Consider the following 20,851-nt stretch of genomic DNA (forward strand, 5'->3'; position numbering starts at 1 on the left):
ACGCCTGATATACCCTACAGGTCATGCCACCAAGATATGTACCACGTTCCTCCGCGCTCACCGCTCCGCCGCCTGCTGCACCGTGATGTTGCCTAAGCCGCCTTGAATCCTGAGATCGACGCGACTCGTGGCCGTGGCATAGTCGGGCGACGTGTAGGTCTTATCCTGCTGGCTATAGCTGTCGGGCACCGTCACATGGCCCAGGCCGGTCTGCACATCGATCTTGGCGGCCATGCCATTAGGCACGACGACCACCGCGTCGCCGACGCCGCCCTCGATGCGGGCGCGCACCGTGCCGCTCTCCGGCAGGGTCACGGTGGTCTGACCAACGCCGGTATTGATCGTCAGGTCCGTCACCTGGAGCTGGCTCAGGTTGAGCAGCGCCGTGCCGACGCCGCTGTTGATCCTGAGCTGCAACGGCAGATCGGGGCTGAGCTTAATGTCCCAGACACGATCGCCCTGCCAGCTGCGCCAGAAGCCCCTGGTCTGCGTGGACTGGCTGCGCAGCGTGACATAGGCCGTGCCGCTCCGATCCGACACGTCGCTGATCACGCGCTCATTGCTGGGCAGCGTAAACGCGCCTTCGATCAGATTGGCCGATTCGGGCAGCGCGTTCACGCGCAGCGTGCCCACGCCAAACTCAACGTTGATATTCGCCTGTCGGGCTTCGCCGATCGGCTGGCTAAAGGTCGTGCCCGCCGGAATAGCCTGGCCGACCGACCACGTGCCGTAGATCAGCGTGGCACCTACCAGCACCGCCAGCAGCACCAGAATGAACAGCGCGCTGAGCGCCTGCCCGATGCGCCGCCCGACGAGCAGATCCAGGCCGATCGCGATCAGCACCACCGGCCAGAAGCGCCACAGCATATCCCAGACGCTCCAGGCCAGAATGCCCATGTTGTTCAGCAGAAACACAACGCCGACGGCGACAAGGAGCGCGGGACCGACCAGCCCGCCGTGACGGGCTGGCCTGGCTTGCTCTTGCATCACGCTCATGACTCTACTCCTTTCATCCGCCGCCACATCAGGGCCATGCCGCCGACGATCAGCAGCAGCGGCCACAGCATCCCGCTATCCACCCAGCGGAACCCCGGCAGGTCAAGGTTTTCTACGAGGAAGAACGCGCCGAAGAACAGCAGCGCCCAGCCGATTAACATCCCCGCCTGTGGGTTAGCGCCGCTGAACGCGCTGCGCGCCTCGCTGCCCAGGTTGCGCGCGTGGCCCGCGATCTCGCTCGCGCCGGAGCGGACCGTCGTGGTGCTGGCGAGCGCTCCTTCGCCTTCCAGCGGAAGGATGATCCAGAGAATGATGTAAATCAGGACGCCCGGCCCGTTGCCGAGCGCAAGCAGCACAAAGAATAGCCGCACGATCGTCACGTCGATGCCGAGATAGTCGGCAAGACCGCCGCAGACGCCGCCGATCATCGAGTTAGTGCGGCTGCGGTAAAGTTTGGTCTTCATAGCGTTCCTCCTGCGTCTCCGAGATCGGCGCTGCTGGCGGGCTGGGTGTCGCCTCCGGCTGGCGCGGCTGGAGCGTGCGGTAGATCAGGTAGAGGCCGACGATCATCACCGCGACCGGCCAGATATAGTTGAAGGCCCAGGCGACGCTGCTCAACGTTACCGCGCCAAGCACCAGCGCGGCTGCTGCCGGAAACAGCGGCCACGTCATGTGCCCGCTGGGCGTCGGGATCAGATAGAGCAGCCCAAACGTCACCGCCAGGCCCAGGAAGAAGATACTGCCGCTGGCTTGATCGGAGAATACCCGATCGGAACCGGCGACCGCCGATAGCGTCAGCAGCACGCCGCCGGGGATCATCGCCCACCAGTAGCGGGGATGCGTCAGAAAGATCAGCACGAAGCTCAGGCCGATCATCCCCAGGAAGATCGAGCCGCCCCAGATCTCGGCCATGCGCGGGAAGATCTGATCGAGGCCGATCAGCGTGCCGATGCCCATCAGCGTGAAGCCCGGAATAGCCGCCCACCACTGGGCCTGCTCGCGTAGGAAGAGAGTCAGGAATGCCAGGCCGCCCAGGATGAACAGCAGCGACCAGATCAGATCGCTCGCCGCGCCGAAGAAGCCGAAGTTCTCAAGCAGAATCAGCAACCCGGCGACGACCAGAGCGAAGCCGATCATTCCCGATGCATTGGTGCGTTTCATGGCAACCTCCATGAGGTTCAATCGAGGATGCCAGGAACACCATCAGCCGTTGACGACGAGCGCGCATGGTTCTATCTGGTGGCTGCCCTGGCTTCTCACACTTCAAGACCATGATCGATCTTCGGCGCGGCTTTGGCGGAAAGGGTTGTCCATCCAGAGGAAAGGTTTGTTCACCAGCGCGATCCTGGATCTGAGACGGGCTGGGCCGCTGGCTTGACAGGGCATTCATCATTGTCTATATTTGTCCAGACATTTGGAGACAAACATGGCAGCGCTTGATCCGGCCAGTCCTCGTCCGCTCTATGCACAGCTTGCCGCCTACCTGCGCCAGCAGATCGAGTCAGGAGTATGGCAGCGCAACAGCCGCCTGCCGCCTGAGATCGAGCTGGCAGCGCAGTTCGAGGTCAGCCGAGGCACGGTGCGACAGGCGATGGACCTGCTCGTCAAGCAGGGCTTGCTTCAGCGCATACCGGGCAAAGGCACCTTTGTCACCCTCCCCGACACGCACGCACGCTCCCAACTGATCGGCATCGTCGTGCCGTATCTGCGCGACTCGCTCACCACCGATATGCTGCGCGGCGCCGAGAGCGTGCTCCGCCGCAGTGGCTATAGCCTGATCTTCTGCCACTCGGAGGGCGATCTTCAGCTTGAGCAGGCGCAGATCGAACAGCTCCAGCGCGAGGGCGTCGGCGGGCTGATCGTGTTTCCCGTCGCGGCGGCAGGCGAGTCGACCCTGCTGCGGCAAGCGCTGCAGCCACGGCTCCCGCTGGTGATCATCGATCGACGGCTGCCGCACCTGTCAGCGTATCACGTCCTCGCCGATAACATTGGCGGCGCATACCGCGCTGTCGAGCATCTGCTGGCGCAGGGCCACAGCCGGATCGCCTGCATCAGCCTGCCTGAGCGTCCCAGCAGCATCGAGGAGCGCATCCGGGGCTACGAGCAGGCGCTGCGCGACGCCGGGATTTTGCCGCTGGCAGCCGTCGCGCTCGCGCTCGGCAAGCACGCGGCGGGGGATAGCGTGCCGCGCTACACCGCCGAGGAGCTTGCGCCGATCGATCAACTGCTGGCCGTGCGCGAGCGTCCGACCGCGCTCTTTTGCGTCAACGATTTTATTGCGTTGGGCGTGATGCAGCACGTTCTGGCCCGTGGCCTGCGCGTGCCGCAGGATCTTGCGATCGTTGGCTTCGACGACATCGCGCTCGCGCCGTACATGCCCGTGCCGCTGACCACCGTGGCACAGCCCAAGTATGAGATCGGCGCGCGCGCGGCGCAACTGCTGCTCGATCAGATCGCCGGCGTCGCTCCCGCCGACCGCGAGATCGTGCTCCCGACCGATCTGGTCGTGCGCGCGTCAACGGGCTTGCCAGCCGCGACGACCGCCGAAGCGCCGACGGTTGTCGCGCAACCGCAACGCTGAAAGGAGGCCTGTCCACCGCGACCCACGAAGCTCGCTCGATCATTGTCAACACCCCAAGGAGGAGACTCATTATGTCAGGTTTCATAGTCCGAAGCCTACGCCTTTGCTCACTGCTGGTCGTCGTCGCGCTGGTTTTAGCGGCGTGCGGCGCGCCCACAACCACTACACCGGCCACCGGCACCGCCGAGCCATCCACCGCAGCATCGCCTGCGACGACCGCCGAGGCATCGGCCTCACCGGCTACCGCAGAAACAGCGACCGGCGGCTCGTCGCCGCGCGGCCAGGGGATCAGAGTCACCACTACCAACGCACCCGACGAGAACAACCCATCCGACATCGCGCGGCACAAACAACTGCTGGAAGAGTTCAAGAAGGTGCGGCCCGATGTCGAGATCGAGGCGCATCAGGGCGGCTTCGACAAGGAAGCCTTCACCGCGAAGTTCGCCGCCGGGACGATGGAGGATACCTATCTGGTGCCCTTCACTGAGCCGCAGGAGCTGATCGCGCGCGGCCAGGCCGCCGACATCACCGACCTGATCAAGGGCTGGGAGAACTTCGACAGCTTCAATCCTGAGGTGCTGCGCATCGTCCAGGACCAGCAGGGCCGCATCTATGGCGTGCCAGTCGGCGGCTACGCGCTGGGCCTGCTCTACAATCGCAAGCTCTTCCAGGAGGCCGGTCTTGATCCGAACAAGCCGCCGACAACCTGGGACGAGGTGCGCGAGTACGCCAAGAAGCTGACCGATCCGAGCAAGGGCCGCGCGGGCTTTGCCGAGCTGAGCAAGGGCAACCAGGGCGGCTGGCACTTCACCGCGTGGAAATATAGCTTCGGCGGCGATCTGGTGCAGCAGAAGGACGGCAAGTGGACGGCAACCTTCAACGACGAGAACGGCGTGAAGGCGCTTCAGACGCTCAAAGACATGCGCTGGACCGACAAGTCGATGACCGAGCAGCAACTCCTGACCGTCGGCGATGTGCTGCCGCTGCTGGCGAACGAGCAGGTGGCGATGGCGGTGATGGCGCCCGACGCGCTGCGCGACATGAAGAATAAGTTCCAGGCCAAGATCGAAGATTTCGGCATGGCTCCGCTGCCCCAGGGCGGCGGCAACGGCACGCTGGCGGGCGGCGCGGCCTGGCTCTTCAATCCCAAGTCGTCCCCTGAGGTGCTCCAGGCCGCCTTCGACTGGACCGTCAACCGCGACTTCAACCTGACCGCGTTCGAGGCCGATCTCAAGAGCCGCCAGGAGCGCGGCGATCTCGTGGGCTTCCCCGAACTGCCGCTCTTCACGGGCGAGTTCGAGCAGCAGCGCCAGGCGATCGTCGCCAAGTACGCCAACGCGCCGGTCGAGAACTACAAGCCGTACATGGAGGCCAAGATCCAGCTACGGACCGAGCCGCCGGTCAAGACGCAGGAGCTCTACGCCGTGATCGACACCGCGATGCAGGCTGTGCTGACCGACCAGAACGCCGATCCGAAGCAGGTGCTCGACGAGGCCGCGCAGCAGTTCCAGACGCAGGTGCTCGATCAGATTAAGTAGCGGAGTACAAACAGAGAGCAAAGAACAAAGAACAACGGCAGCTCCGAGCAATCCCTGTTCTTTGTTCTTTGTTCCGTCGTTCTTTGTTCTTCGGAGTCTTTGATGCGCGAAAGCCTGACCACCCGCAGCGCCGCTCGTTCGCGGACCGGCTCACGCTCCCGCTGGCGCAAGATCCTGGCGCACAACCTGGCCGCCTATCTGTTTTTGCTGCCCGCGCTGATCCTGTTCGCCACGTTCTCGTGGTATCCGATCGCGCGGGGCTTCATCATCAGCTTCCAGCGCATCGACCTGATCAACCCGCCGCAGTGGGTCGGGCTGGACAACTTCCGGCACGTGCTCAGCGACCCGCTTTTTTTTCGCGCGTGGCGCAACACGCTTCAGTTCACGCTGCTGGCGCTGCTGCTGGGCTACCTCGTGCCCGTGGTGCTGGCGATTGCCGTCAACGAGATGCGCCACGCGAGGGCCTATTTTCGGCTGGCCTTCTACCTGCCGGTGATCCTGCCGCCGATGGTGACGATCCTGCTCTGGAAGTGGTTCTACGATCCCGGCCCCGGCCTGGCGAATAGCGTTCTGCGCCTCCTGGGGCTGAGCCAGCAGCCCTGGCTGCAATCGCCGCGCACGGCGATGTTCTCGCTGGTGATCATGTCCACCTGGGCCAACGCGGGCGGTACGATGCTGCTCTACCTGGCCGCGCTCCAGGGCATTCCCGCACACCTGTACGACGCCGCCGAGATCGACGGGGCTAACCTCTGGCAGCGCTTGATCCATATCACGCTGCCGCAGATCCGCACAGTGATGCTGATTCTGCTGGTATTACAGATTATCGGCACGATGCAGGTCTTTACCGAGCCGTTCGTCATGACCGATGGCGGGCCGGTCAACGCGACGATCACTGTGCTGCTGCTGCTGTACCGCTACGCCTTCAAGTTCCAAAACTTCGGCGCTGCCAGCGCGCTGGGCCTGATCTTGTTTGTGGTGCTGGTGATCTTTTCGCTGCTGTATCTCTGGCTGACGCGCAAGACGATGAGCAACGAGTTATAGCCAATCGCATTTTGTAGGGGCGCGGCGGTGCCTCGCCCTGGGCGTATCGCAATACGCCCCTAGGATCAATCAGTATTGATCATTGTCGAAACCTTTGGAGCAGAGCATGACGACACGCACGATCCGGCGACGTATCAGCCGCCGCCTCTACGATTCGAGCGAGCGCACGCTGATCTCGCCGATCGAGATGCATAAGCCGGGCGGTCGGCTGCTGTACTGGCTGGTGTTCGGGCTGCTGCTGGCGCTGACGCTCTCGACGATCTTTCCGCTCTACTGGATGTTCAGCGGCGCGCTCAAGACCACGCCCGAAATGTTCAGGATGCCGCCGACGCTGGTGCCGAGCGATCCGCAGTGGAGCAACTATCCCCAGGCCTGGAGTCGGCTGCGCTACAGCGTGTATTTCCGCAACACGCTGCTGCTGGCGCTCGGCTCGTGGCTCTTCCAGATCTTCGTCTCGACCACGGCGGCGTTTTCGCTGTCGAAGCTGCAACCGGCGTTCGGCAGGGTGATCCTGTTTCTGTTCCTGAGCACGCTGATGGTGCCGCCCGCCGCGTATCTGATCCCGCAATATCTGACCGTGGTCAGCCTGCCGCTGCTCAACATCCGGCTGATCGACACATGGTGGGCCGTCTGGCTGCCGGGCGCGGTCAGCGCCTTCAATATCTTTGTGCTCAAAAACTTCTTCGACGAGATCCCGCGCGATCTGACCGACGCGGCGCGCATCGACGGAGCCAACGCCTGGCAGCTCTTCACGCGGATCATCCTGCCGCTCTCGAAACCGGCGCTGGCGGTCGTCTCGATCTTCGCGGTGATCGGCGCGTGGAAAGATTTCTTCTGGCCGTTCCTGGTGCTGACCAACGCCGACCTTCAGCCGATCATGGTCGCGCTCTACCGGCTGGCGAATCGCTCCCAGGAGCCGCTCAACCTGGTCGTCGCGGCGCTCGCCATCGCCAGCATCCCGCCGATCGTGCTGTTTCTGCTCTTCCAACGGCAAATCCTACGCGGCATTACCCTCACGGGCTTGAAAGGCTAGTCATGCATCAACCGCTCAATCTCCACGTTATCTCGCACACCCACTGGGATCGCGAATGGTACCTGACCTTTCAGCAGTTCCGATTTCGGCTGGTCGAGCTGATCGACGAGCTGATCGAGCTGCTGGGCCGCGACCCTGAGTTTCGCTATTTTCACCTGGACGGCCAGACGATCGTGCTTGAGGATTATCTTCAGATCCGACCGCAGCGCGAGGCCGAGCTGCGCGAGCTGATCCGCAGCGGGCGCGTGCTGGTCGGGCCGTGGTACGTGCAGCCCGACGAGTTCCTGGTGTCGGGCGAGTCGATCGTGCGTAATCTTCAGATCGGCATGCGCATCGCCCGCGACTACGGCGAGCCGATGATGATCGGCTACCTGCCCGACTCGTTCGGGCATATCGGGCAGATGCCGCAGATCATGCAGGGCTTTGGGCTGGATACCTTCGTCCACGGGCGCGGCGTCTTCGTCAGTCAGACCGGCGGCACGGAGTACTGGTGGGAGGGGCTGGACGGCTCGCGGCTGCTTGGGATTTTCCTCGCCAACTGGTACGACAACGCGCGGCGCTTCCCGGAGGACGCCGACGAGGCGCTGCACTTCGTCGAGCGCGTGGTCGGGCGGCTCAAGGCGGCCAACGCGGGCCAGGACCTGATCCTGATGAACGGCGTCGATCATCTGGTAGCGCAGGAGAACCTGAGCGCGATCCGCAAAAGCCTTGAGGGCCGCTACACCGAGGGAACGCTGCATCACACCACGCTGCCGGAGGCGATCGACCGGCTGCGGGGCGCGGCGGGCACGCATCTGCGCACGATCGCGGGCGAGCTGCGCGACGAGAGCGAGGGCACGCTGCTGACGGGCGTGCTCTCGGCGCGGGTCCACCTCAAACAGCGCAACAACGCGGTCGAGCGCCTGCTGGAGACGTGGGTCGAGCCGTACGAGACGTGGGCCGCGCTGCTCGGCAAGCGCTACGATCGCGATTTTCTGCGCTACGCCTGGAAGACGCTGCTGCACAACCATCCCCACGACTCGATCTGCGGCTGCTCGATCGATCAGGTCCACCGCGAGATGCTGCCGCGCTTCGATCAGGCGGAGCAGGTGGGAAACGAGCTGCTCGACCGCGCGCTGGCGTTCATCGCGGCGCAGGCCGATACGACGCCCTATGAGGTTGGCGACGCGCTCGAAACGACCGCTGTGCAGGTCCATAACCCGCTGCCGCGCCCCCGCAGCGATGTCGCGATCTTCGAGCTGGACTTTGCGCAGCGGCCCGACTACTGCACGATCGAGCTGCTGGACGACGCTGGAGGCCGCGCGCCGGTGCAGATGTTGCGCCGCACCCAGCGCTATCGCAAGCACCTATCGCCGATCGACACGCCGCAGGAGATTCCGGTCAGCCGCTACACGGTCGCCGCGTATCTTGAGGACCTGCCCGCCTACGGCTATCGGACCTACACCGCGCGGCTGCTCAAGGCGCTACCCAGGACCGATGGCGATATGGCGCTCGTCGGCGGGATGCAGAACGAGCGGCTGCATCTTCAGGTGGCGGCGGACGGCACGCTGACGATCACCGACAAGCAGAGCGGCGCGATCTTCGACCGGCTCAACTTCTTCCGCGATGAGGGCGACATCGGCGATCAGTACAACTACTACAAGCCGGTCGCCGATCGCACGGTCGAGACGCTGGGCGGCATCGCCGAGGTCAGCGTGCTGACCAATGGGCCGGTGATCGCCGAGCTTGAGGTTGTGGTGCGGCCCCGGCTGCCAATCGCCGCCCGCCCCGACCACGAGAGCCGTGCCGATGAGACGGTCGAGGTGCCGATCCGCTCGCGGGTGCGGCTCCTGCGCGGCAGCGACCGCGTCGAGATCACGACCGAGATCGACAACACGGTCAGGGATCACCGGCTGCGGGCGATCTTCCCGCTGCACGCGCCCGTGAGCGCGGCGCTCGCGGATACCGCCTTCGGCGTGATCGACCGAGCGGTCGAGATTCCGTCGTTCTGGCCCTTCGCCAGCCGCGATCGTCCGCATCGCAGCTTCGTGGACGTGCGCGCGCCGCAGCGGGGCCTCACCGTCCTGAGCCGTGGTCTGTATGAGCACGACGTGCGGCCCGACGGACAGCTTGAGCTAACGCTGCTGCGCTGTGTCGGGCAGATGTTCGTCGATTTCTCGACGCTCGAGCCGCGCGATCCGGTCGTCGAGGGGCAGTGTCCCGGCGCGTATCGCTTCGAGTACGCGATCATGCCCCACGACGGCGAGCGCTCGCTGGCCGAGATCGCGGAGGCCGCCGCCGCGTTCAGCGCGCCGATGCGCGCCTGGCAGACCAATCATCACGCCGGCTCGCAGCCGTCCGCACACAGCTTCCTGCGACTGGAGCCCGCCGGAATCCAGCTCTCGGCGGTCAAGCGCGCCGAAGACCGCGACAGCATCATCGTGCGCTGCTTCAACACAACCGATCAGCCGATCCTTGGCACGCTGCACGTTCCCGGCGCGTGGCGCGCGGCCTATCGCACCGACCTCGACGAGCAGCGGCTCGACTCGATCGCGGTGAGCAATGAGGGCACGCTCACGCTGCACGCCGAGCCGTGGCAGATCGTCACCGTGGAGCTGGAGCCAGACCGATGACTCTTCATCCATTGCTCAAAGACGCAGCGGGCATCGCGCGGTTCGCGGAAGGGCCACGGCTGCGCGTGCTCCTCACAACCCCCTCGACAAACGCCACGCTGCGCGCAGAGTCGGACGCAGAGAACGGCGGCGGTAGCTGGGAGATGAGCGGCGGGGTACACGGAGAGGACCAACGGACCAACGGACCAACGGACCAAGGGGAGAGCACGGAACTCGAAACCGGGAACGTGGAACTTGAAACGTGGAACGTGGAACTCGAAGCCTGGACCTGGCGCGCGACGATCCAGCCGGTGGCGGAACGTGTGGGCCGCTGGCGCTGCGATCTGGTGGTCGCGGCTGCAACCAGCGCCGAGGTCGCGCTGACGATCCGGCTGGAGGAGCTGGGAGCAGAGCCGTACTGGCTGATCCCGGCTACGTTCTACGATGTGAATCGCCCCGCCGACGCGCCCCGGCGCTATCCGCGCTACGGCTTCGAGGACGATCCGTGGACGGCTGCGGCCTGGTGCTTTTCGGCGGAGCGCGCGGCAGCGCCGTTCGCCTCGGTGCGCACCACGCAGCACAGCGCGGCGCTGATCGCCGAATCGCCGTACTGGAACGGGGCGATCGTCGGGCTGGGCCTGGATGGAGCGCAGGGCACCAGCCTGCTGCTGCGCTACCCGTACGCCGAGACGCCGCGCTCGTACGCGCCCTATCGCCACGACGATTGCGCGCCCGTGGTCACGTGGCAGCCTGTCGCAGCCGGAGAGCAGATCGCGCTCAGCTTTGAGATCGTGCTCGACGCGCCCGCGCCGATCTACGCGCCGCTGCTGCGCGACCTGTACGATCGGGCCAGCGCTGCAAATGCGCTGCAAACAAAGCCCTGGATGCCGATGGACGCGGCGGCGGCGCTGCTGGCGGATGGCCTCGTGCGCTGGCACTACGATCCTGAGACGGCGACGCTGGCCGAGACAACCGCGTTCGAGCACTACTTTCGCCAGAATGAGCGGCAGGTCGACCGCCCGACGATGCATGTGGCCTGGCTGTCGGGCATTCCCTCGGCGTTTCCGCTGCTGCGCGAGGGCGGCGCTGCGGCGGAGGCCGGACGCCGCGTGATCGATCATATTGCCCGCGAGGGCCTGGCTCCCTGCGGCGCGTTCTGGGCGCAGTGGACGCCCCACGGCTGGCGGCGCTGCTGGTACGGCGGTCCCGATAACTCGTCGGCGTGGATTCAGGCCGCGACGACCGCCGAGGCGACGATCTTTCTGCTTCGCGCTGCGGCCTACGAGCGCGCCGAGGGCCGACCGCAGCCCGCGTGGGAGGCGGCGGCGCTCAGCAATCTGCGCTTCGTCGCCGAGCGGCAGCGCGCCGACGGCAACCTTGGCTCGTACTACGACGCGCACACGGGCGAGGTGGCGATCTGGGACGGCACGCCCGGCGTCAAGTGGATCGCGCCGCTGGTCGAGGGCTGGCATCTGACGGGCGACGATCATCTGCTGCGCGTGGCGGAGCGCGCCGCCGCCTACTACGAGCCGTTCGTCTACGGCGATCGGCTGCGCGGCTCGCCCGAAGATGTGCCGCTCGGCCCGACCTCCGAGGACGGCTACTGCGCGCTGCTGGCCTACTGGAACCTGTACGCCGCGACGAACGATCAGCGCTGGCTGGATGCCGCGCGTCATGCCGCCGACTGGATGCTGACGTTTCGCTGGCTGTACAACGTCCGCTTCGATCCGCGCACCTTTCTGGGCCACCTCGACTTTCGCAGCGTCGGCGCGGACCTGGCCTCGCCCTCGAATCAACATCTGCACACCTACGGCCTGATCGTGCTGCCGGAGCAGCTCAAGCTCTGGCGCGCGACCGGCGATGATTATTATTTCGATACCGCGCGCGCTCTGCTTGGCTTTGCCCGCCAGACACTCGCCCGCGTCGACGGCGAGTGCAACGCGCGCCGGGGCATGCTGACCGAGCAGTGGTACCACGTCGACTGGACGCATCCCAAGGGCGCGATGCTGCCGCTGGCGCACGCCTGGTGCAACGGCCTGGCGATCTACGCCTTTCAGGAGGCCGCCCGCTGGGGTCATCTCTGGCTCGGCCAGCGCGTCTGGATGCTTGAGCCGTCGGCGCTGGTCGATGCCGACGCGCGGCCCGAACGGGTGCGATTGCGCAATCCCTTTGCCGAGCCGCTCACGCTGCGGGTGCGATTGCTCGATCCGTGGCGCGCGCTCCGCTGCGATGATCGCCCTCTGGCGCTGGCAGCCGACGATCTCGGCTCCTGGGCTGAGATTACGCTTGAATCCAACATGGAGGTGACGCTTGCTCCCCAATCATGACGATCCGTTCAGCGGCGGGCCGCTGCGCTCGCTGGCTCGTCGCCGGGCCTGCCGCAGCCGCCGCCTGTCGTCCTTCGATCGCAGCGGCGGCAATGCCGATTTCATCGTAATCCAGCCGGGCGAGACGGCGCTGCTGGGCGAGATCGCGGGCGCTGGCTGCATCACGCATATCTGGATGACCTGCGCCTCCAAGGAGGCGGCCTTTCTGCGGCGGCTGGTGCTGCGCATCTGGTGGGACGGCGAGGCCACGCCGAGCGTCGAGGTGCCGCTTGGCGATTTCTTCGGCGTGGGCCACGGGCGGACGGTGACGTTCGCCTCGCTGCCGTTGCAGATGAGCCCGCAGGATGGTCGCGCGTTCAACTGCTGGTTTCCGATGCCCTTCGCCAGCGGCGCGCGGATCGAGGTCACGAGCGAGTGCAGCGATCATCCGACGACGCTGTACTATCATGTCGACTACGAGCAGCACGCGCGCATCCCCGACGATCTGCTGCGCTTCCACGCGCAGTGGCGCTGCGAGCATCCGACGACCGCGACGCTGCCGCTGCGCGATGACAACTTCGACGAGTGGTTTGCTGGCGGCTCCAACGCCGACGGCAGCGAGAATTATGTCATTCTGGAGGCCGAGGGCGCGGGGCACTACGTCGGCTGCTCGCTCAATGTCTTCAACGGCCATCCCGACGCGCGCTATAGCTGGTACGGTGAGGGCGACGAGATGATCTTTATCGACGGCGAGGGCTGGCCGCCGAGCATCCACGGCACCGGCACCGAGGACTACGCGGGATCGGCGTGGTCGCCCACGCAGCCGTTCTCCGCGCCGTACCACGGCCTGCCGCTGGCGGGCGGCGAGAACTATCGCGGCTGCTCGACGCTCTACCGCTTCCACATCGAGGACCCGATCGTTTTCGAGCAGGCGATCCGCGTGACGATCGAGCACGGCCACGCCAATCACCGCGCCGACGATGTTTCGAGCACGGCGTACTGGTATCAGGCCGAGCCGCACGCGCCCTTTCCGGCGCTGCCTGCGGTCGCAGCGCGCCTGCCGAGGGAGGCGGAGGGGTAGGCCCTCACCCCGCTTCGCTGCGCTCAGCACCCCGCTCCCACTGCCGTAGGAGAGGAGAGGATCGTGTCTCCGTATGCATGCTCCCCTTGCCTATGCCGCAGGCCGCGAAGGCGGAAGCCCGCCTGAGCGTGGGGAAGTGCGCGGGTGCCATGCCGGGTGCCCTCTGGGCATGGCACCCGGCATGGCACCCGGCATGGTGAGGCCCTGCCCGTCCCGCACCGCCGTGTCCCACGTCATTGCCCCTCTCCTATCGCATTGGGAGAGGGGCGGCGCGGCAGCGCCGGGGTGAGGGCCTGCTCCACATCTCCCCCTCGCCTATCGCAATGGGAGAGGGGCGGGTGCCCTCTGGACATGGAGAGGGCCTACACCGCCCGCATGACACCGCCCTCCTTGAGCAAGCCCTCGATCGCATCCCGATCGAGCGGCGGCGCGAAGAAATAGCCCTGCCCGCCGTCGCAGCCCCAGGCCCGAAGCTGCCGATACTGCGCCTCCGTCTCCACGCCCTCGCCGACCACCCGCATCCCCAGGTTATGCGCCAGCGCGATGATCGTCCGCACGATCTCCGCGTTTTCGGGATTATCCAGATCCTTGACGAACGACTGATCGATCTTGAGCACGCTGATCGGCAGGCGGCGCAGCAGGCTCAGCGACGAGTAGCCCGTTCCGAAATCATCCAGCGCGAGCTGCGTGCCGCGCGTGCGCAGATGATCGAGGATCGTGCGGGCGATACTGCTCGTCTCCATCAGCATACTCTCGGTGATCTCCATCCGCACACAGTCCACACCGACGTGCGTCTCGCTCAGCGTCAGATCGATCTGATCGAGCAGCAGCGTGTCGATAAGCTGGCGTCCCGACAGATTCACATTCACCGTCAAGGCGGCATGGCCGGGGAACAGCGCATGCCACGCGCCCAGTTGCCGACACGCCTCCCGCAGCACCCAGGCCCCGATCGGCACGATCAGCCCCGTCTCCTCCGCGACGTTCAGAAACGCCGCCGGGTAGAGCAGCCCATGCTGCGGATGCTGCCAGCGCACCAGCGCCTCAAGCCCGGTGATTGCCCCCGACTGAAGATCGACGATCGGCTGGTAGTGCAGCACAAACTCGCGGCGCTCGACGGCGTTACGCAGATCGGTTTCAAGCCGAAGCCGCTCGCGCACCAGCACATGCATCTCCTGATTGAAGAACTGATAGGCCGCCCGCCCGCCGTGCTTGGCATGATACAGCGCGCTATCGGCGTCGCGCATCATCGTCTGAGCATCGGTATAGCCCGCCGAGCTGAGCGCAATCCCGATGCTGGTCGAGGCGAACAGCTCATGGCCCTCAAGCGAGAACGGCACCTTAAGCACATGCTGAATGCGCTCCGCCACGCGCACCGCATCGCTCTTATCGGTAATCCCGTCGAGCAGAATCGTAAACTCGTCGCCGCCGAGCCGCGCCAGCGTATCGCCGGTGCGCAGGCACGACTCCAGACGATGCGCCAGGGCGCGCAGCAGATCATCGCCCACGGCATGGCCCAGGCTGTCGTTGATCGTCTTGAAGTGATCCAGATCCAGAAACAGCAGCGCGCACTGATAGGTCGGATGGCGCTGCGCATAGTCCAGCGCGTGGTGCAGCCGATCGAGAAAGAGCGTGCGATTGGGCAGGCCCGTCAGCGCATCGTGAAGCGCATCATGCCGCAGTTGATCCTCGGCCTGCTTATGCGCGGTAATATCGGTGATCGATCCGGCCATCCGCACGGGCAAGCCCGCCTGATCGCGCACCACCAGGCCGCGTACCAGCATCCAGCGATACGTGCCGTCGGCGTGACGTATGCGCTGCTCGATCTCCAGGCGCGGCGCGGGACCGTGCAGATACTCGGTGATCGCGGTATGCAGCGCCTCGCGATCCTCAGGATGGACCCGATCAAACCACTCGTCGGGCTTGCCGCCGACCTCATGCTCGGCATGGCCGAGCATCGACTTCCAGCGCGGCGAGTAATAGATCCTATCGGATTGCAGATCCCAATCCCACAGCCCGTCGTTGGCGCCCTGCGCAGCCAGCGCGTAGCGCTCCTCGCTGGCCCGCAGCGCCTCCTCGGCGGCCTTGCGCTCCGTCACATCGCGGAACACGATCACTACGCCCGTAATCTTGCCGTAGTCGTCGCGGATCGGCGCGGCGGTATCATCCACCGCAATCTGGTGTCCATCCCGCGCCACGAGCATCGTCTCATCGTCCAGCTCGATGGTCATCCCGTCGTGCAGCACGCGCGGCACCAGATCCTCCACCGGCTGGCGCGTCGTCGCCGAGATCAGGCACAGCACCTCGGCGACGGGACGACCCACCGCCGTATCCTGCAACCACATCGTGAGCTGCTCGGCCTTGGGATTCATAAAGCTGATCGTACCGGACGTATCGGTCGTAATCACCGCATCGCCGATGCTCGTCAGCGTCGCCGAAAGCCAGCGCTCAAGCTGGTGCAGCTTGCGCTCGATCTGATCCTTGTAGAGCGCCATCTCGATCTGAATATGCAGCTCGCGCTCCTCAAAAGGCTTCAGCACATAGCCGTACGGCTCCGTCAGCTTGGCCCGCTGAAGCGTTGCGGTATCGGCGTGCGCCGTGAGATAGATCACCGGAATGCCGAATTGCCGACGCAGCCGCTCGGCAGCGTCGATGCCGTCGAGCGCTCCTTGCAGCTTAATATCCATCAGCGCCAGATCGGGCCGCGCCCTGGCAGCCTGGTCCAGCGCCTCCTCGCCGGATGCGACCAGCGCCGCCACGCAGTACCCCAGCCGCTCCAGAGTCTCCCGAAGGTCGAGCGCGATGATCTGCTCATCTTCGACCACCATGATCCGCGTTCGCGTCATAGCGCGCCCTCCTTGATCGAAACGACGACGGTCGTGCCGGAATCGGAGAAGAACCGCACGCTTCCATGCAACTGCCGGACCAGCGCATGAACCAGCCGCAGGCCAAGCGTCTGCGGACGATCCACATCCAGCGTATCGGGCAGGCCGATGCCGTTATCGCGCACCGTCAGCGCCAGCGTCCCCGTGTCGGACTGAACATCGATCATGATCTCGCCGCCCCGGCTGCCGGGAAACGCATACTTCAGCGCATTCGACACCAGCTCGTTGATGATCAGCCCCAGCGGAACCGCGCGCTCGATGTCGAGCGGCAGCTTGCTGGCGCTGATGCGCAGATCGATCGTGCCGCCGCGCTCGCCATACGCGCGCAGCAAAAAATCCGTCAAGCTTTTGAGATAGTCCGCAAAATCGATATGCGCAACATCATGTGTCTGGTAGAGCTTCTCGTGTACCAGCGCCATCGAGCGCACCCGATGCTGGCTGTCGCGGAAGAGTTCGAGCACATCGGGATCGCGGAGCTGGCTGGCCTGAAGCTTCAGCAGGCTGGAGATCACCTGCAAATTATTCTTGACGCGGTGATGAATCTCGGCCAGCAGAATCTCCTTCTCTTTCAGCGTCGCACGGATCTGCTCGTCGGCCTGCTTGCGCTCGGTAATATCCTGCGCAATGCCCACCGACTGGAGCACCCGCCCATCCACATCGCGCGTGAAGACGACATCGCGGCTATAAAACCAGCGCCAGGTGCCATCTGCCCGCCGCAGCCGAAACTCCGTCTCGACAACTTCGTTATCCTGCGCGCGTCGCAGGCGCTCCACAGAATCCAGCAGTTGCGGAAAATCGTCGGGATGGCGGATCAGCGTGCCAAACATCGCGCCCATCGCCTGCACCTCGGCGGGCGTATAGCCCAGGACCGCAGCGGGCGTGCGATTCTCGTACACGTGTCGCAGCCTGTCCAGATCGAGCACATACACCATATCCGGCGTCGTCTCGACGATCGAATTGGCAAAGCGTCGGCTTTCTTCCAGCGCGGCCTCGGCGGCTTTACGCGGCGTAATATCCTGAATCTGGGCAATAAAATACCAGGGCTGTCCCGCGTCGTTCCGCACCAGCGAGCCGCTTAACAAGATCCATACCACGTCGCCGCACTTATGAATATAGCGCTTTTCCATCTGGTAGGTGCGAATTTCACCACCTAGCAACTGCCGCATATACGACAGATCGGCCTTGAGATCGTCGGGATAGGTGATCGCCTGGAAGGTCGTCGCCAGCAGCTCGTGCTCGGAGTAGCCGGTGATGTCGCAGAGCGACTGGTTGACCTGGAGAAAGCGGCCATCCAGATCGACGAGCGCCATACCGATTGCGGCATCGTCGAAGGCGCGCCGAAAGCCCTCCTCGCTGGCGCGCAGCGCGACCTCGGCCTGCTTCTGCCAGGTCGTATCGCGAAACAGGATCATCGCGCTCTGCACCCGGGCAATGTCGGGATCGAGCGGACGGACGCTCACCGTCAGCCACAGGTTGCCCGGCACATCGGCGGCGCGCACAAAGAAATCGCGCGCGTCGATCGTCTCGCCGCGCAGCGCGCGGGCCGATGGCAAGTCATCGGACGCGATCGGCGTCACCGTATCGACATCGTACAGCCGATACATGGCGAAGACCTCGTCGATCGTTCCGGCGGCGGTATGCCGAGGCAGGATCTCCTTCGCCGCGCGGTTCGACAGCAACATCTTGCCGGTGATATCGAAGACCAGCACGCCGCCGACCATGCTATCCAGCACCAGGCGCAAAATAGCCTGCTGTTGCTCTAGCTCCACGGCGGCGCTCCATGATCGGCAGGGCCGGGCAGCGGAGGCTTCCAGACGAAGCAGACGCCGCGTTGAAGGGCGGGGAAGAGCCGCTGTTGCGGAGCTAATCGCATACGATTCTCCGAGTGCATGCCAGGAGCGAGATAGCGAGTGACGGCTAACATGTCATCTCGGTGTGGCTCGTGCAGAACCGAGGCGCGTCTGGGGGAGCCAGCGCGTGCGATGCTGCATCGGCAAGAGAAATACTTGGGCGACGCTCCTGCCCAACGTGTACCCGCGTGGTCTGGCAGCAGATGCGTCATGTAGAGCAGATGCGCTGCGCAGGCGTGATGTGGTTAGGCGTACAGCGCACGAGGGGTTTTCCGTTCGACGGCGGTACTATAACATACTACTACAGTGCTGCAAAGATCAAGCCGGGTTAAACCGAGTGAGCGCATCGAGCGGCTGAGCGACAGCCGCGCGACCGGGAGTACAATGTACCAGGAGCTAGCGCGCGCGTCGGCGCTGACAGGAGGATCCATGCCCGACTATGGCCTGACCAACAAGGTCGCGCTCGTGACCGGCGGCAATACCGGCATCGGCGCGGCGATCGTGCGCGCGCTGGCGGCGGAAGGCGCGGCTGTGTGCATCGCGTACTATCGCGCGCCTGAGCAGGCGGAGTCGCTTGTCGCCGCGCTGCGCGCGGGCGGCACATCAGCGCATGCCTACCAGATCGATCTGGGCGATCCCGCCGCGATCCCGCCGCTGTTCGATTGGATCGAGCGCGCGCTGGGTCCGGCGCAGATCCTGATCAACAACGCCGCCCACTCGGAGCGCGACGGCTGGCAGGCGCTCGCGGCAGCCTCGCTCGACCGGCATTACGCGGTGAATGCCCGCGCTACCGCGCTGCTGACGACGGAGTTTGCGCAGCGCTATCCCGGCGGCGCGGGCGGTCGCGTGATCAATCTCACGTCGGGCCAGGGCCTCGGCGCGATGCCCGGCGAGCTGGCGTATGTCGCCAGCAAAGGCGCGATCGAAGCGCTGACCGTGACGTTTGCCGCAGAGCTTGCGCCGCTCGGCCTGACGGTCAACGCGGTCGATCCCGGCATCACCGACACCGGCTGGATCGACGACGATCTTCGCGCCGCGCTGCTGGCCCGCGCGCCCTTCGGTCGGATCGGCACGCCTGAGGACGCGGCCCGGCTGATCCTGTTCCTGGCATCGGCGCAGGCGGGCTGGATCACGGGCCAGATCATCCGCTCGCGCGGTGGGTTTTGAGTTTCGCGTTTCAAGTTTCGAGTCCATCGAACTTTGAACCTGGAGCTTTATGTCTCGATGAGCCGCTCGATGCAGCGCCGCAGCCCGCGCTCAGGATCGTCTCCGAGATCGACATGCACGAACGGTCGCTGCATCCGCGTCCACGCCTCGGCATCCGCCGCAATCCGCATCCGGCGCAGATCGTCGAGCGTCCAGCCCACACCAGGCACCGCAGCGTCCGTCGACGAGTCCGCCGTCACGAGCAGCGCCGCGCAGGGCCGTCCAGCGTGCAGCACTTGCGTGGCAAAGCCCAGGTCACGCAGCGGATCGATCAGCACCGTTGCCGCGCCAAAGCGCCGGTGCAGCAGCGCGCGCAGCGCGTGCAGCCGCTCCGCGACGGCGGGTGTCGGCGGCAGGTAGGCGGCGATGAGCAGGCAGCCCGCGCTGCGGATCGTCGGCGCGATGCGCTCCAGCGCCGATGGCAGCGTCTCGGCCTCGATCGACACAGGCTGTACGCGCGCCTCAGGCTGTCGGAGTCGTCGCCAGAGGTAGGCGTGCCGCGCGGCGGTATCCGGCTCATCGAATGGATTAAGCCCGATCACCACGGCGGTCGTCGCCACCGCCACCTGCCACCAGACGATCAGCGCGGCTGCCGCGTCCACATCCGCCAGCTCGATCGTGATCACGGGCGCTCCCGCCTCGCGCAGCGCAGCGCAGCGCTGATCGAGATCGGAGTCGCTCATGCGCGCCAGGCGCAGCTCAACGATTAGAGATCGGGCGTCCGGAGTCGGGGGGCGGGAGTCGAGTTCAACGTTCTCGGTTCGTGCTTGGTGTGCCGGTTGTTCTTTGTTCTTTGTTCTCTGTGCTTCGACTCCCGCTACAAACCCCCGCCCGTGCTTGCTGAGCGAGCCGGAGACGAACCCCGCGATCCATCGCGCCAGCGGCAGCAGCGCGGTCGGCGCGAGCAGCGTCAGCCGATCGTGGTCATGCTGGGCAAGTACCGCCAGCGTCGTGCCCAGCCACACGCCGGGATTGCGCGCCGGATCGTCGGAGCGCCTGCACGCGGCGCGCGGCTCGAAGGCCGCCGCTCCGAGCCGCGCAACGTCCCAGCCTGTCAGGGCGGCGGGCACCAGGCCCAGGAGCGAGAGCGTGCCGAAGCGCGCGCCAGGATTCGATGGGAGCGGCAGCAGCGCCGCATGGGTCTGCGACTGAATCCACTGCACCAGCGGCGAGTCGGGCGGCGCGAGTACCAGCAGCGGAAGATCGGCGTGGAGCGCGGCCAGCGCGTGCGCCGCGACAACCAGCCGTGCCAGCGCGTCCTGATCGGGCGTGAGGTCGGCATCGACCGCCAGCGCCAGCGCCGTACGCTCCCAGGCCACCGCATCGAGCGTCGCCCGCACAGTTCCAGGCTCGATCGTGTCGAGCAGCGCCACGTTGAGGCCGTGCCGCGCAGCTCCGGCAAGATCGCGCCAGAGCCGCGCCGCGCCGCCAGCATCGCCCGTCGCAGCGTAGAGCAGATCGGTCATGCCCTGAGCGCGCGCCTGCCGCAGCCAATCGTCGAGCAGCGGCGGAAGCGAGGCGGGCAGATCGAGCCAGCCCAGGCGCTCGCGAATCCTGGCCTGCGTCTCGGCGGAAGGATGCCACAGGCTGGAATCGCGCGCCCACAGCCGCTCGACCAGCAGCTCATCGAAGAGTCGGCTGAGCATCGCCTCAATTGGTCGCCGGTAGGCTTCAAGCCCTGCGGCGTACACGCTGAGCTGCGCGGAGTCCTGATACACTGGCTGCGGTGGTCTATCCATCGCTCTG

14 protein-coding genes are annotated in these 20,851 nt (G+C 65.6%); 8 read left to right on the plus strand and 6 right to left on the minus strand.

Annotation, left to right across the window (positions count from 1 at the left end; genetic code table 11):
* Window positions 1–57: 57 nt before the first annotated feature.
* Genes VFZ66_12850 through VFZ66_12860 form a run of 3 tightly spaced genes read right to left on the minus strand, consistent with a single transcriptional unit; the run spans window position 58 to window position 2,157 of the window.
* Window positions 58–996 (minus strand): DUF5668 domain-containing protein, encoded by a 939-nt coding sequence (locus tag VFZ66_12850; protein HEX6290078.1) that lies wholly within the window; start codon window positions 994–996, stop codon window positions 58–60.
* On the minus strand, window positions 993–1,460 hold the full coding sequence (locus VFZ66_12855; protein ID HEX6290079.1) for a PspC domain-containing protein: 468 nt from the start codon (window positions 1,458–1,460) through the stop codon (window positions 993–995). Before VFZ66_12855 ends, VFZ66_12850 begins: the two co-directional genes overlap by 4 nt.
* Entirely contained in the window at window positions 1,429–2,157 is a 729-nt protein-coding gene (locus VFZ66_12860; protein ID HEX6290080.1) for a hypothetical protein, read from the minus strand. Before VFZ66_12860 ends, VFZ66_12855 begins: the two co-directional genes overlap by 32 nt.
* 265 nt (window positions 2,158–2,422) lie before the next feature.
* On the opposite strand from VFZ66_12860, the gene VFZ66_12865 reads away from it, so the two are divergent.
* The 7 genes from VFZ66_12865 to VFZ66_12895 all read left to right on the plus strand — a co-directional run bounded on the left by VFZ66_12865 (window position 2,423) and on the right by VFZ66_12895 (window position 13,167).
* Window positions 2,423–3,577, plus strand: coding sequence for a GntR family transcriptional regulator (locus VFZ66_12865; protein HEX6290081.1), 1,155 nt, complete (start codon window positions 2,423–2,425; stop codon window positions 3,575–3,577).
* A gap of 71 nt (window positions 3,578–3,648) precedes the next feature.
* Entirely contained in the window at window positions 3,649–5,115 is a 1,467-nt protein-coding gene (locus VFZ66_12870; protein ID HEX6290082.1) for a sugar ABC transporter substrate-binding protein, read from the plus strand.
* A 102-nt stretch (window positions 5,116–5,217) separates the two neighbouring features.
* A complete protein-coding gene (locus tag VFZ66_12875; GenBank protein HEX6290083.1) occupies window positions 5,218–6,156 on the plus strand; it encodes a sugar ABC transporter permease in 939 nt (312 codons plus the stop codon).
* Between the two features lie 106 nt (window positions 6,157–6,262).
* Window positions 6,263–7,189, plus strand: a complete 927-nt coding sequence (locus tag VFZ66_12880) for a carbohydrate ABC transporter permease (GenBank protein HEX6290084.1) — start codon at window positions 6,263–6,265, stop codon at window positions 7,187–7,189.
* A 2-nt stretch (window positions 7,190–7,191) separates the two neighbouring features.
* The gene (locus VFZ66_12885) at window positions 7,192–9,801 is read left to right on the plus strand and encodes a glycoside hydrolase family 38 C-terminal domain-containing protein (protein HEX6290085.1); all 2,610 of its coding nucleotides are present in this window, start codon (window positions 7,192–7,194) and stop codon (window positions 9,799–9,801) included.
* Entirely contained in the window at window positions 9,798–12,107 is a 2,310-nt protein-coding gene (locus VFZ66_12890; protein HEX6290086.1) for a beta-L-arabinofuranosidase domain-containing protein, read from the plus strand. Before VFZ66_12885 ends, VFZ66_12890 begins: the two co-directional genes overlap by 4 nt.
* Entirely contained in the window at window positions 12,091–13,167 is a 1,077-nt protein-coding gene (locus VFZ66_12895; GenBank protein HEX6290087.1) for a glycoside hydrolase family 172 protein, read from the plus strand. Before VFZ66_12890 ends, VFZ66_12895 begins: the two co-directional genes overlap by 17 nt.
* Before the next feature lie 362 nt (window positions 13,168–13,529).
* Here the strand turns inward: VFZ66_12895 and VFZ66_12900 are convergent, their stop codons facing one another.
* A complete protein-coding gene (locus VFZ66_12900) occupies window positions 13,530–16,010 on the minus strand; it encodes an EAL domain-containing protein (GenBank protein HEX6290088.1) in 2,481 nt (826 codons plus the stop codon).
* Window positions 16,007–17,818: a PAS domain S-box protein gene (locus VFZ66_12905; protein ID HEX6290089.1), complete on the minus strand. Its 1,812-nt coding sequence runs from the start codon at window positions 17,816–17,818 to the stop codon at window positions 16,007–16,009. The genes VFZ66_12900 and VFZ66_12905 overlap by 4 nt, the downstream gene beginning before the upstream one ends.
* A 510-nt stretch (window positions 17,819–18,328) precedes the next feature.
* Between VFZ66_12905 and VFZ66_12910 the strand changes: the two genes are divergently transcribed.
* The gene (locus VFZ66_12910; GenBank protein ID HEX6290090.1) at window positions 18,329–19,066 is read left to right on the plus strand and encodes an SDR family oxidoreductase; all 738 of its coding nucleotides are present in this window, start codon (window positions 18,329–18,331) and stop codon (window positions 19,064–19,066) included.
* Window positions 19,067–19,113: 47 nt separating this feature from the next.
* On the opposite strand, the gene VFZ66_12915 is transcribed toward VFZ66_12910, so the two are convergent.
* The gene (locus VFZ66_12915; protein ID HEX6290091.1) at window positions 19,114–20,844 is read right to left on the minus strand and encodes a hypothetical protein; all 1,731 of its coding nucleotides are present in this window, start codon (window positions 20,842–20,844) and stop codon (window positions 19,114–19,116) included.
* Between the last annotated feature and the right edge of the window lie 7 nt (window positions 20,845–20,851).

Source organism: Herpetosiphonaceae bacterium, assembly GCA_036374795.1.
Classification (GTDB): Bacteria; Chloroflexota; Chloroflexia; order Chloroflexales; family Kallotenuaceae; genus LB3-1.